Source organism: Sedimenticola selenatireducens, assembly GCF_963675335.2.
GTDB classification, from domain to species: Bacteria; Pseudomonadota; Gammaproteobacteria; order Chromatiales; family Chromatiaceae; genus Sedimenticola; species Sedimenticola selenatireducens.
Genome location: NZ_CAXXYC010000004.1, coordinates 224,442 through 237,146, shown reverse-complemented (window position 1 = coordinate 237,146; position 12,705 = coordinate 224,442). Strand labels below are relative to the sequence as shown.

The window sequence follows — 12,705 nt, the reverse complement described above, 5'->3', positions numbered from 1 at the left end:
GATGCGACACAATATCCGTATTTTTTACAGTGTTTCAGGCCATGGGCCGGAACGGATTGATGTCACCAAAACTGCTGGTCGGCTGTTTCCGCCACTCCTCATGTTTTTAGAATATATCTGTTGCGTAGTCGTCCTGCAGTTGCTCCTGAAATCGTTTAACCGCCCGCATCGCCATGCGCAGGGTGCTGCGTGACTGTGGGGAGAGGCGCTCCGGATTGATCAGCTTGTTCAATTCCCTGCCCGATTTTCCCTGTTCGATCTGGTGCGTCAGCAGCAGGTCCAGCAGCTCCTCAAACGCCTCCTGCACAGAGTCCTTGAAATCGGTGGATAGCTTTCCCACGCGCATCAATGCATTCAGCCGATCGGTGGTGTTCTGTGCTGCGATACCATTCTGCAGGGAGAAAATGCGCGCGGCGTCGGCAATAATCCGCAAGCCGTTGCGCTTGATATCGATATATTCACCCTGATCGTCCTTCATGGTAACCAATTGATTAAAGAAGCCGATAGCGGGTTTTCCCTCGGCGTCGTGATCCGACATCATCTTCAATAGCCGCGGTTTCTCCTTCAGTTCGGTCAACGCATGGCGGCGCAGTTCCGTGGTCAGGGAGTCGTCGCCGTACAGGGTGTCGAAATCAAATACCACATTGGACCAGCGTGCCGCCTTCTCGGTGGGATGGTCCGCGATATGGCTGATCTGTTGCTTCCATTTCGACAGGGTTTTGTTATAGAGCGAATTGCGCGCCATGATGGCGCCAGGGCAGAGCGGGTAGCCGATGCGATCAAGGTTCAGATTCAGTCGGTTACAGAAATGATCGAACCACTCCTTGACCGCCTTGCTTTCACTGATTGGGGTGTCTTCAATGATAATGCCGTTATCCTGGTCCGGATTGAGCAACATCTCCAGCCGCCCGCCGGAGCCCATGATCAGCACACTGAAACCGACCGGCGCCTTGCCCAGATCCCTGGTCTCCATCCAGCGCAGGGTTAGTTCCACCGCCCTGCGCTGGGCGATCAGGTGGTACTCGCTGAGCAGTCGGACCGCGCTGCTGGGACGGTGGTTGGTCTCCTGGATATCGATGGCGGCGTCCACCAGCAACGGTGTCAGACCCGCCAGCTCCTTGATGCTGTCGGCTTCGCGGAACCGGTTGGTCAGGGTGCTGGGGCGCGAGATAAGGATGCGCAGGATATCGGTCTGGGAGACGATGCCGATGGGGCACTGATCCTCCAGTACGATCAGATACTTGGCGCTGTGCCGCTTCATGATCTCCTCCGCCTCCCAGAGGGCGGTTTCGGGGTCGATCACGCGGGGGGTCTCTGCTGCCACCTGGGTTACCCGGTTCTCCGGTTCCGCGCCATTGAGCATCACCGCTTCAGCCAGTCCGGCATAGGTGAGTACGCCGCGCAGCAGGCCCTGGTCGTCGGTGACCACCAGGCTGCCGATTTTGCGCGCCTTCATGATGCCGAAGGCTTCCTGCAGGGTGGTTTCCGGGGTGCAGGAGGCGACGGGTGAGTGCATCACCCGGGTGACCGGCTGGGCCAGCACGCCGGTGGATATGGAGCGGTCCGGGCTGCGCTCCCGGAGTTTGGTGGCGATTACCCGGTTGAGTGCATTGAACAGCTCCGGCTGTGTCTCTTCGAGTGTCTTGAAGCGATCTTCCGGAATCGCCAGGATCTCCGACTGGCTGGTGGCTATGGTCTTGGTGGTGTAATCGTTCTTGTCGAGATAGTTGGCCAGACCGATCAGATCGCCCGGCAGCACCGTGTCCTGGCGCCCGGTGGGGCGGTGCATCACCACACTGCCGTCCAACAGGATGTAGATCTCCTTCTTGTACGCTTCGCCGGGACGAAACAGGGCCACCCCGCCGGGCAGGACGCGCCGGCTCGCACAGGCCACCAGTGCTCGCAGGGTCTCCATCGGGACATCCCTGAAGGTGCGGGTGGCGGCAAGTATCTGCTCGGTGGTGACTGTTTCTCTCTGCTGTTTCATGCGTTGGTTTTTTGTCTTTAATCCTTACTGTCGGCCCTCGCCGGCGCTGTTACCGGTGAGCGAAAACTGCTATTTTTCCCTTCCCGTTGATTTTCGACCTCCGTCGATGAAGGTGCACAATTGATCGATTGGATCTTCCTGCTGGTTACCGCCGTGATTGCCTGGCACGCCCTGACCCATCGCAATGAAGATGGCGGAAACGATATCGGCCATCTGCTGTTCGGTGCGATTGCCCTGCTGTTTTTTATCCGTGTCCTGTTTGTCGATATCCTCATGTTATTGTAGGAGCGGCGCCCTCGCCGCGAATCGGCCCGAGGGCGGGCCTGGCCTGACCACCATCCGGAGCAGCAGCGCTATTCAAGAAGATACGCGCGTTGCTGGTGGTCCTGTTCCGGGACCCGCATCAACCGCTCCGCTGGCGGCTTCGCCAGCTGCTCGGCCAGGTAGCGGGCGCGATCTGCTATGCTGGGCGGCCGCTCGGACTGATTGCGTAGAAACCGGGTGAGAAATCCCGGTCCTTCCGCCAGCTCGGGTTCCAGGCGCAAACCCTCCCGGTAATCGGACAGTGCCCCGGCATAGTCACCCAACTGATCCTTGAGGATGCCGCGATTGGCGAAGGCGACGCCCAGTGCGCGCCGATTCGATTCGGTTGTTCCCCGTGCAGTCTCGCGATCAATCGATTGGTCATAAAGAGCCAGGGCCAGCCGCAGCTGCTGGTTTGATTCCCGTTGCAGTCTGTCGATGTCAAATGCTTGCTTGGCCGGGTTCAGTCGTCCGGCATCGACGGACTGGCGTATGCCGATACGCATCAGTGCCTGTGCCTTGCCCCGCAGTGCGCCGATATTGTCCGGCTGCTCCGTGGAGATCCTGCTGAAGAGGCCCAGTGCCTGCTCGAGTTCGCCATCCTCCAGATATCTGCCGGCCGCCGCCAGCTCCCGTCCCAGCGCTGTCGATTCACCCGGGCCGCTGTCGTAGAGTGTCCAGCCTATCCACCCAACCGTGAGAACAATTGCCGTGTAGCGCAGTACCCGGTAGGTCTTCTCACCCATGGGCCGCACCGGAAATCGACAGATTGAAAAACCAGGAAAACAGTGTCACCAGAGGGAGACTGATAAAACGCGCCCGGTTTTTTTGTCCGCGCAGCTCTTCCGTGGCCAGTTCCCTGCCCAGTTTTCGCTGCAGCCGGCGCACACTGGTGACCCAGATGATGTTGCTGACCGGAAAGAACAGCAGCACTGCCAGCAGTGCGACCCAGAGATAGAACATCGGATTCATTGTCTGATTCAGCTCTTGGCCCCTGCCGGGGCTTCCGCTCCAATCTGGTACTACCTTAGTTTGATAAAGTACTTTCGTAGGGTGGAGAGGCGACAGCACATTCACCATTGCCTTGGTGGATGCGCCTACCGGCTTATCCACCCTACGAAACTGATGATATAAATCTTCATTCCCGCCTGACGCCGCGGGCGGCGATGGCGTCGGTGAGCAGGCCTGTCTCAGCCCGGTTTGTCCAGGTCCAGCTGGATATCGCCGATATCCTCATGCAGTGCCACCACCTCCTTGTGCGGCACGGTGGAGAGTTCCATGTGATAGGCGAGAAACCACATCATGGCGACCCCGAGTAGCCACCAGAGCAGTTGCCAGGCCCAGATCGAGGGCATGCCGAAGGTCCAGGTAGCGGCATTGGTGGGGTCGCCGAATATCCAGTTGCCGATCACCGCGCCGGGTCCGATGCCGAAGAAAAACCAGACCAGGGTGAGAATCCAGGCGGCCGGGATGAGACCGCGCTTCTCGGGAGCGAGCGAAGCGTGGTCGTGCAGAAAGTTGTGGAACACCATTCGGTGCTCGCGCTCGCTGCTGTTCTGGGTCATGGCAGAGATGATGATTGTCAGGCTGAAATTGAACAGGATGCCCCAGAAGGCGGAGTGCAGGGTCATCGGCCAGCGGCCCCAGGGCATGAATTCAGCGCCGATGCTCTCGGTCAGGGTGACCGCGATCAGTCCGGCGATCAGACCGACGGTGACGCCCTGCCGGGTCAGATAGGGCCACCAGCAGACGGCGATCAGGGCCGGCCACATCTGGAAGCCGTAGGCCACGGCCAGTCCGCCCAGCAGCACCAGTGCGTCGGTCGAGGTCGTGGCGACCACCAGCGCGGCGATGACAATCAGGATAACGCCGAGGCGGCCGTACAGCTTCTGCTGGGCATGGCTGGCATTGGGGATGATAAAGCGCTTCAGCAGGTCGCGGGTCAGCATGCCGCCTGCGGTGGACATATAGGCGGCGCCGGTGGACTGCATGGCGGCCAGGGCGCAGACCGACAGCAGGCCCACCATCCAGGGGGCGGTCTCGGACATCAGATAGACCAGTTGCGGTACCAGCATGTCGCCCCTGCCCTCGGATTGCATCAGGTCGATCCCGCCCAGACCGGCGCCCATGACATTGTTGACCAGGTCGGGGAAGCGGGTCATGAATTCGGTATCGGCGCCAAGGAAGTGGGCGCCGATACCCTGAATGGCGGTGAAAAACATGAGGATAAAGCCGATCACCAGGGAGGAGGCCCATACCTGCTGTGGAGCGAATGGTTCCGGACTCTTGTTGCCAAAGGCCCACATCGAGAAGGCCGGTGCCGACTGTATGCCCATCAGGCCGAACATGTAGGTCAGTATCATCACGCCGGTCCAGGCTCCGCCGATCGGCGCGCTGTCGGTGCCGAGGCCCGCACTGAACTGGATAACGCCGGGGATGGCGATGTAGGCGCTGTAGCCGTCCGGCGTGGTCTTGCCGAACATGGCCTTGCCGGTGGCCGGGTCGATCTGGGTCAGCGCGGCAATGCCCTGATTGAGACGGGTGAATCCGCCGATATCGTGCAGGGCGATAATGCCGATCACCGCAATACCGCCCCCCAGCAGGATCGCCTGGGCGGAATCGACATAGGCTACCGCCCGCAGGCCACCGGAGGCGACATAGATGATCACCACGATAGAGAGCAGCCACATGCCGACCGTGGTGCTCAGCATGTCATCGGTGAGCACGTTGAACAGGAAGCCGGAGGCGCGCAACTGGATACCGAGATAGGGCACCGAGAAGATCAGCGCCACCAGTACCACCAGGATGCGGATCATGTCGGAACGGAAGTAGTAGGCCATCATTTCGCCTGGAGTGATGAATCCGAAGCGTTTGCCCAGCATCCATTGGCGCTTGAGAAAGAGCACGCCGGTGAAAGGGATGGTGATGGCATAGAAGGAAGCGTAGGCGTACTGAAAACCGTCCCGGTAGATCAGGCCGGGGTGTCCCATGAAGGTCCACCCGGAAAACGACGTGGCGGTGGCGGCGAGGATGAACACCCAGAGCGATATCTGCCGTCCGGCGACGAAATAATCGCTGGCGGTCTTGGCCGACAGCGCGCCCTTGATACCCCAGAATATGCAGTAGGACCAGTAAAGCGCAACGAATACAAACAACCAGACAACCTTTGCGTCCATTGGTCGTATTCCCCCTCAGTAGTAAAAATCAAGTGGTGTTATTATTTCTGTTCTTTGAATCTGTTTCGGCGTGGAACGCTTGTCCGGGATTCAAAACAGTCGGTATTATGCGAGAAATGTGCCGGTAATTAAAGCTATTGAGCTCAATGACTTGGCCAATTTCATGACGCCTGTGTTACCCCTGCCCGTTACCATAAGTGACAATTCTGTGTGGTTCGGTAACAGACAGTCTCAGCCGCCGCCCTTCTTGCTTCTAGGGATGTCGAACCGCTGCCTTCTCTCCCACAGCGCCTTGCGGCTGATGCCGAGCCGTTTGGCCAGTTCTGTTTCGGTCAGCTGTTCCTGATTCTCCAGCACGAACTGGCGGAAATACTCCTCCAGCGACAGGTCAGCGCTTGCCGGATTCAGGCTGGCCGTTTGACTGGCGGCTGAATGGGCGCTCTCGATGGCCAGCAGGTCCGGGGTGATGACATCCTCTTCGCACAGGATGACCGCCCGCTCCAGGGCGTTTTCCAGTTCCCGCACGTTGCCCGGCCAGCCGTAGGTGGTGATGGTTTCAATGGCGGACTGATTCAGGGTCATGGGGGAGCGGTTGAGCTGTTTGCGGGTCTTCTCCAGCAGAAATATGGCCAGTTCCACCACATCGTGCCCCCGCTCTCTGAGCGGCGGCAGGTTGAGCTCCACCACCCGCAGGCGGAAGTAGAGGTCACTGCGGAATTCGCCCTCCTGGACGCGCTGTTTCAGGTCCCGATGGGTAGCGGCGATCAGGCGCACATCCACCAGTCGTGACTGCTCGGAACCGACCCGGCGGATCTCGCCGTTCTGCAACACCCGCAGCAATCGCGCCTGGGCCGCCAGGGGCAGTTCACCGATCTCATCCAGAAACAGGGTGCCCCCCTCTGCGGCTTCGATCAGTCCGGTTCTGGAGGCGTCGGCCCCGGTGAAGGCGCCTTTCTCGTGGCCGAACAGCTCCGATTCGATCAGGGTTTCCGGAATGGCGGCGCAGTTGACGGTGACGATTGGCGCGTCCTTGCGCAGACTCTGCTCGTGCAGGGCGCGCGCCACCAGTTCCTTGCCGGTACCGGACTCACCGAGGATCAGCACGGTGGTGTCGGTGGGGGCTACCTTGGTGACCCGCCGACACACCTCCTGCATCGCCGGACACTTTCCCACCATACCGTCGACCGGATAGGATTTGTCCAGATCTGATTTCAGTACCTCGGTCTTTCTGCCCAGCTTCTCCTGTTTCAGGGTGCGTTCGATCAGCATCACCAGTTCATCGTGATCGAACGGCTTGGCGATGTAGTCGATCGCCCCCTGTTTCATGGAATCCACTGCCGAGCGTACGCTGGCGTAACTGGTCATGATCAGCACCGGGACGCCCGGTGCGCGATTGATCACATCGGTACCGGGTACGCCCGGCAGCCGTACATCGGTGAGTATCAGGTTGAAGCTCTTCAGGTCGTATTTCTGTTCCGCTTCCTCGACCGATTCGGCTGTGTTTACCTTGTAGCCTCTGCGGGTGAGAAGTCGGTCCACGGCGTTGCGGATGACCGATTCGTCTTCAATAACCAGTATTTGACTCATGACGTTTATGGTCCATGTGTTGGGGCAGTTGAATAATTACCCGGGTGCCGATCCCCGGCGCCGAGTCAATTTCAATACTGCCGTCGTGTTCATCAATGATCTTGGCCACCATGGGCAGCCCCAGTCCGGTTCCCTTGCCGGCCTCCTTGGTGGTGAAGAAGGGTTCGAATATCTCATCCCGAACTTCATCCGGTATGCCTTCTCCCTGGTCCATCACCTCGATCTGTATCCGGGCTTGGGAGGCAAAGGCGAATATCTCCACCCGGTCGCCCGGCTTTGAGGCGTCACAGGCATTGGTCAGCAGATTGACCATCACCTGGGCCAGTCGCTGGCGATCCCCTTTCATGGCCAGATCGTCTGGGCTGCTGTTGCTGAAGGCGACATGCTTGCCGGCACGGGTCAGGCCCACCAGCTGGATCGCCTCTTCCATGATCTCGTTGAGATTGAAGATTTCGAAATTGAGGCCAATGCGTCCACTGCGGCTGTAGCTCATGAGTGAGTGGACGATACTGCTGATGCGCCGGGTCTGCTGCAGTATCGCCTCGATACTCTCGTGGGTGGTCGCTTCGTCCCGCTCTTCCAGCAGGTTCTGGGCCAGGGAGGCGATACCGGAGACCGGGTTGCCGATCTCATGCGCAACACCGGCGGCGAGCTTGCCGATCGAAGCGAGCCGGTCACTGTGCGCCAGTTCGGCCTCCAGGGTTTCCAGGTCGGTCAGGTCTTCCAGCAGCAGCACCAGGCCGCTGCGTGGTCCGGTCCGGTAACGTGGCAGATCGGGGTCGAGAATGGCCGCCTTGTGCAGGTTGAACCAGTGGGGTCGGTTGTTGATCGGCACTTCCATATGGTGAATATGCTCATCCTGGGCCAGGGCAAAGCCGGCCAGCAGCTCACCCCAGGGCTGGGTCAGGGTGGAGAGCTTGCGCCCGGTGGCCTCGTTGCTGGGTACGCCGCTCATCACCTCAAGTGCCAGGTTCCAGGTGACCACGGTGTGGTCCGGATCGACCGCACAGACCCCCAGGGGCAGGTCGAGCAGGATCTGCCGGTGGTAGCGGCGCAGCGCGTCCAGATCGGCGGTCAGGCCCTTCAGTTTGCTGCGGGACTGCTCCATCCGCTCCTCCATGTGGCGGATCGAGTCGGCCAGCGCGGTCTTTGCGTCGGCATCGACCTTCAGTTGCTGGTTGATGATCATGTGGGCCATGGCCGGTCCCAACAGGCCTGAGAGGTTGCGCTCGATCCGTTGCCTGAGCCGTTTCAGTTCGCGGGGGCGGGTTTCATTGCGATCCAGTTGCAGGTCTTCCAGCGCCTGGTCGACCTCCATCTCGGCCGCTTCCCGCCCCAGCATGACCGCCAGTCCTTCGGCAAACTGGGTGGGGGAACCGGCCATCAGTGTGCCGCTCATCGGGGCCATGATGGCTACCTCGCTACGGCAGGCAAAGGCGGTCTCCTCCTCTTCGGGAGACTGTCGGGTCATCAGGGAGATGATGGCGAACAGCAGGCCGTTGCAGGCCAGCGACCAGAAGGTGGAGAACTGCCACTGATCCAGTCCGGCGGTATCGCGCATGGCCGGCAGATCGATGCCGGTGCTGATAAAGCCCGATTTTTCCAGCAGTGGCAGCAGCAGGGTAATGATCCAGATGGTAATGCCACCGAGCAGCCCGACGATAAATCCCTCGCGGGTCGCGCGGCGCCAGTAGAGCAGGCCGATAATACCGGGCAGAAACTGGGCGACGGCGACAAAGGAGATCAGCCCCAACTGCACCAGTCCCTGGTTGTGTTCCAGCACTTCGTAAAAGATGTAACCGGCGAAGATGATCAGGCCGATCAGCAGGCGCCGTCCCCACAGCAGCCAGCGATAGAGATCCACCTTGGGATCGGGGTAGCTGGCCGGCAACAACAGATGGTTCAGGCACATGGAGGAGAGGGCCAGGGTGGATACGATCACCATGGCGCTGGCGGCGGAGACGCCGCCGATAAAGGCCAGGATCGGCAGCCAGGTGGGACCCTTGCTCAGGGTGATGCCGAGCACGTAATAGTCGGCATCCATATCCAGTTGCAGATACTCCCCCGCCCACAGGATGGGCGGGATGGCGAGATTCAGCAACAGCAGAAACAGTGGAAACGCCCAGCTTGCCGTCGCCAGGGAGCGCATCGACAGATTTTCCGTGAAGGTCATGTGGAACTGTCGCGGCAGCAGGAAGGCGGCGCAGAATGAGAGAAACAGCAGGGTGGTCCAGGGGCCTTCCCGCACCGGTTCGTACAGCTTTTGCAGTGCCTCCGGGTGGTCCGTCAGATACTGGTTGAGGGATTCGGGTCCGGAGAAAACACCGAAAATGGCAAAGTATCCCACCACCAGCATGGCGACAATTTTTACCAGTGACTCGAAGGCGATGGCTGCCACCAGGCCGCGATGTTTCTCACGGGGCGAAATGTGCCGGGCGCCGAACAGGATGGAGAACAGGGTCAGCATGCCGCAGAAGCCGAGTGCCAGCAGCTGCGGGATGTCATCGTGGGTCAGCACCTGGATTGAGGTGGTGACGGCGCGGATCTGCAGGGCGATATAGGGTAGGGAGCCGAGCAGCATGAACAGGGTAACCAGCACGCCACCGAGTTGACTGCGATAGCGAAAGGCGAGCAGATCGGCCAGCGAAGTGAGCTGGTATTCACGGGTCAGCCGCAGCAACGGCTGCAGCAACACCGGACTCAGAATAAAGGCGATGGTGACGCCCAGATAGACGGTCAGGAACTGGTAGCCTTCGCTGTCGGCAAAACCGACGCTGCCGTAGTAGGTCCAGGAGGTGGCGTAGACGCCAAGTGAGAGGACGTAGACCGGCGCATTGTCGGTCCAGCGATCCGGCACCAGACCGCTGTCGGTGACATAGGCGACGAAGAAGAGCAGCAGCAGGTAGAACAGACTGGCCCCGAACAGGATCTCCAGGTCATACGTCATGGTGTGGGTATCGTCGGCGTAACCAGGCGCCCAGCAAAATAACAAACAGCCACAGGGCGTAGGGCATCAGCCAGTGGGCCCGGTCGTCCGCCCACCATGCCGTCAGTGGCGAAGCGAAGAGAAAGAGGGCAAAAAGCGCCAGTAACAGCGCACTCTCTCTTAACCTGATCGGATCCGGGTGCTTTTGCATCCGGCAAGAGTACCAGTTGTTACCAATAGTAACAACTTGGGCGGGTGCGGCCTGGCCTGTTTCAGGAATGCCCCTGGCATGGGGCGCGCCGTGGGCGCCACTGAGCCTGTGGCAGGCGACAGCGGGGCCATTGGTTTCAATACAAGACTTGGTGCCGATGAACACAGATCGTATGATCGGCAGGTGGCGCTGAGCCGCTGCGGACGGAAACAGGGCTGTATTGGGCAGGTTCAACCGGTGAGATGAGGGGAGTCGATGAATCCTGAAAAGGTGGTGTTTGGTTTTTTTATTGTTTTGGCGCTGACGCTGAATTTTGGTTTTTTTGTGGGGGAGATCGATAACCCCGACCACCACCATGTGTATGAGTTGTTTGCCGTGGTGGTGGTCAATCTGATTGCCACGCTGCTCAAGTTTGGTGACCGGACCCAAATGGGAGCGGTGTTACTGGCCACCAGTCTGGTAGCGGTGATGCAACTGCTGGCCGCCGCGCTGATTTGGGCGGTTGTCGAACACGCTTCCGGCGGTGGCATGACCCCGGCGATGATGGCCAGCATCGTCTCGCTATCGGGCGGCGCCATGTTGGCCAATGTGATTTCGGTGGTCCTGCTGGTGATCGAGACCGTGATGCTGCGACGTTAGTCCCGGCTGGCACTCATGCACAGCATTTTTTTCCTCATCTTCCGCCGCATGCGTCAGCCCCTGCTGACGCTGGTGCTGACCTATGCGGTTGCCATCTTGGGCCTGACCCTGATGCCGGGACAGGATGACGCCGGAAATGTCTGGTTCATGGATTTTTTCCACGCCTTCTATTTTGTCAGTTTTATGGCTACAACCATCGGTTTTGGTGAAATTCCCTATCCCTTTACCGATGCTCAGCGACTCTGGGTCACTTTTTCCCTCTACGCCACCGTCGTGGTCTGGATCTACGCTCTCGGGACCCTGCTCTCCCTGGTTCAGGACAAGACCTTTCAGCAGGCATTGACCGAAAGCCGCTTTGCCCGCCGCGTTCGTCGAATGCGGGAGGATTTCTATCTGGTGTGCGGATATGGTGAAACCGGTAGTGCCCTGACTTATGCGCTGACTGAAAGGGATCGTTCGGTGGTGGTGATTGATATCGATCCCGATCGCGTCAATATGCTGCAACTGGAGAATCTGCGGCAATACGTGCCGGCATTGCAGGGTGATGCGTCCCGTCCCAAGTGCCTGCTGGAGGCCGGCCTGAAACATGCCCGTTGCAAGGGGGTGGTGGCGCTCACCAATGTGAACGAGGTGAATCTGAAGGTTGCCATTACCAGTAAGCTGCTGCACCCCGAGATCAAGGTGATCTGCCGTTCCGATTCTCATGATGTTGAAGAGAACATGGCCTCGTTTGGTACCGATTACATCATCAACCCCTTTGACACCTTCGCCAATCATCTGGCCACCGCCCTGCAGGCGCCGGGGCTTTATCTGCTGCACAGTTGGTTGACTGGTGAGCGGCGACTGCCGGAAGCGCCGATCTACCCGCCGACGACAGGGCGCTGGATTATCTGTGGTTTTGGCCGATTCGGCCGGGCAATTTATCGCCGGCTGAAGAGCGAGGGGATCGAGCCGGTGGTGATCGAGTCCAAACCCGAAATGACCGGCATGCCGGAAACGGGGTTTGTGCTGGGTCGGGGCACCGAGGCGGATACCCTGTTGGAAGCCGGTATAGACCGGGCCGTCGGCCTGGTCGCCGGGACCGACAACGACGCCAACAACCTCTCCATTATTATGACCGCCCGGCAACTGCGGTCGGATCTGTTTGTGATTCTGCGCCAGAATCACAAGGAGAATCAGGCCATTGTCGATGCGGTACAGGCCGATATGGTGATGCATCCGAGTGCCATTATTGCCAACCGTATCCGGGTCTTGCTGGGCACCCCGTTGCTTTATCAGTTCACCAGTCTCGCCCTGCATCAGCATGATGAGTGGGCGCGGGAGCTGGTGGAGAGACTCCACCGGCTGGTGGGGAGTGAAAATCCCGCCATCTGGGAGGTGCTACTGGATAAAGAGGAGGCACTGGCGGTTTATGACGCGGTGATGAAAGGGCGCAAAGTGACCCTTCCCCATCTGTTATCCGACCCGGGCGAGCGTACCCGCTCCCTGCCGGCCATTTGTCTTTTACTCAAGCGGGAGGGGCAGCGCCTGGTGCTGCCTGCCGATGATCTGGTATTGAAAGCGGGCGACCGATTACTGTTTTGTGGTCGCCATTCGGCCCGTGACCGGATGGATTGGTGTCTGCAGAACTATCACGCACTGAAGTATATTCTTACCGGCGAGATCGTCTCGGCCGGTTGGATCTGGCGGCGAATAAGGCGTGGTGGCAATTCCACGTCAAATGATAAACAGATATCACAGGATCATGGCGAAGGTTGATCCCGTAACTCTCCCCGGTCCATTTGGTGAGGTTTGTCGGACAAAGATGGGTTAGGATGGATCTATCTCACAGGCCCGGATAAAGCACCGGCCAGTTCGCGGGTGACCCCTGCGTGCT

Annotated in this window: 10 protein-coding genes; 3 read left to right on the top strand and 7 right to left on the bottom strand. The window is 59.5% G+C overall.

The window, feature by feature from the left end:
- Positions 1 to 106: 106 nt before the first annotated feature.
- Positions 107 to 1,987 (bottom strand): putative nucleotidyltransferase substrate binding domain-containing protein, encoded by a 1,881-nt coding sequence (locus tag ACHZBF_RS12235; protein ID WP_321528596.1) that lies wholly within the window; start codon positions 1,985 to 1,987, stop codon positions 107 to 109.
- A 120-nt stretch (positions 1,988 to 2,107) separates the two neighbouring features.
- Between ACHZBF_RS12235 and ACHZBF_RS12230 the strand changes: the two genes are divergently transcribed.
- A complete protein-coding gene (locus tag ACHZBF_RS12230) occupies positions 2,108 to 2,272 on the top strand; it encodes a hypothetical protein (protein ID WP_169720399.1) in 165 nt (54 codons plus the stop codon).
- Between the two features lie 68 nt (positions 2,273 to 2,340).
- Here ACHZBF_RS12230 and ACHZBF_RS12225 read toward each other — a convergent pair whose 3' ends face one another.
- From ACHZBF_RS12225 to ACHZBF_RS12200, 6 genes are all read right to left on the bottom strand, one after another.
- Complete coding sequence (locus ACHZBF_RS12225) at positions 2,341 to 3,036, bottom strand: hypothetical protein (protein WP_321528595.1); 696 nt, start codon at positions 3,034 to 3,036, stop codon at positions 2,341 to 2,343.
- Positions 3,029 to 3,262: a hypothetical protein gene (locus tag ACHZBF_RS12220; protein ID WP_029133499.1), complete on the bottom strand. Its 234-nt coding sequence runs from the start codon at positions 3,260 to 3,262 to the stop codon at positions 3,029 to 3,031. Before ACHZBF_RS12220 ends, ACHZBF_RS12225 begins: the two co-directional genes overlap by 8 nt.
- 218 nt (positions 3,263 to 3,480) lie before the next feature.
- Complete coding sequence (locus ACHZBF_RS12215) at positions 3,481 to 5,466, bottom strand: sodium:solute symporter family protein (RefSeq protein WP_029133498.1); 1,986 nt, start codon at positions 5,464 to 5,466, stop codon at positions 3,481 to 3,483.
- A 231-nt stretch (positions 5,467 to 5,697) separates the two neighbouring features.
- Positions 5,698 to 7,053: a sigma-54-dependent transcriptional regulator gene (locus ACHZBF_RS12210; RefSeq protein ID WP_273439708.1), complete on the bottom strand. Its 1,356-nt coding sequence runs from the start codon at positions 7,051 to 7,053 to the stop codon at positions 5,698 to 5,700.
- A complete protein-coding gene (locus ACHZBF_RS12205; RefSeq protein WP_321528594.1) occupies positions 7,031 to 10,000 on the bottom strand; it encodes a sensor histidine kinase in 2,970 nt (989 codons plus the stop codon). The genes ACHZBF_RS12210 and ACHZBF_RS12205 overlap by 23 nt, the downstream gene beginning before the upstream one ends.
- Positions 9,990 to 10,190, bottom strand: coding sequence for a hypothetical protein (locus ACHZBF_RS12200; RefSeq protein ID WP_037375218.1), 201 nt, complete (start codon positions 10,188 to 10,190; stop codon positions 9,990 to 9,992). The genes ACHZBF_RS12205 and ACHZBF_RS12200 overlap by 11 nt, the downstream gene beginning before the upstream one ends.
- Positions 10,191 to 10,445: 255 nt before the next feature.
- Between ACHZBF_RS12200 and ACHZBF_RS12195 the strand changes: the two genes are divergently transcribed.
- Entirely contained in the window at positions 10,446 to 10,829 is a 384-nt protein-coding gene (locus tag ACHZBF_RS12195; RefSeq protein WP_321528593.1) for a DUF6394 family protein, read from the top strand.
- Between the two features lie 15 nt (positions 10,830 to 10,844).
- A complete protein-coding gene (locus ACHZBF_RS12190; protein ID WP_321528592.1) occupies positions 10,845 to 12,587 on the top strand; it encodes a potassium channel family protein in 1,743 nt (580 codons plus the stop codon).
- Positions 12,588 to 12,705: the final 118 nt, after the last annotated feature.

What these genes read in the sequence shown, in the direction of transcription:
- ACHZBF_RS12235 (WP_321528596.1), bottom strand. Translation starts at nt 1,987, where the DNA reads ATGAAACAGCAGAGAGAAACAGTCACCACCGAGCAGATACTTGCCGCC.
- ACHZBF_RS12225 (WP_321528595.1), bottom strand. Translation starts at nt 3,036, where the DNA reads ATGGGTGAGAAGACCTACCGGGTACTGCGCTACACGGCAATTGTTCTC.
- ACHZBF_RS12220 (WP_029133499.1), bottom strand. Translation starts at nt 3,262, where the DNA reads ATGAATCCGATGTTCTATCTCTGGGTCGCACTGCTGGCAGTGCTGCTG.
- ACHZBF_RS12215 (WP_029133498.1), bottom strand. Translation starts at nt 5,466, where the DNA reads ATGGACGCAAAGGTTGTCTGGTTGTTTGTATTCGTTGCGCTTTACTGG.
- ACHZBF_RS12210 (WP_273439708.1), bottom strand. Translation starts at nt 7,053, where the DNA reads ATGAGTCAAATACTGGTTATTGAAGACGAATCGGTCATCCGCAACGCC.
- ACHZBF_RS12205 (WP_321528594.1), bottom strand. Translation starts at nt 10,000, where the DNA reads ATGACGTATGACCTGGAGATCCTGTTCGGGGCCAGTCTGTTCTACCTG.
- ACHZBF_RS12200 (WP_037375218.1), bottom strand. Translation starts at nt 10,190, where the DNA reads ATGCAAAAGCACCCGGATCCGATCAGGTTAAGAGAGAGTGCGCTGTTA.
- ACHZBF_RS12195 (WP_321528593.1), top strand. Translation starts at nt 10,446, where the DNA reads ATGAATCCTGAAAAGGTGGTGTTTGGTTTTTTTATTGTTTTGGCGCTG.
- ACHZBF_RS12190 (WP_321528592.1), top strand. Translation starts at nt 10,845, where the DNA reads ATGCACAGCATTTTTTTCCTCATCTTCCGCCGCATGCGTCAGCCCCTG.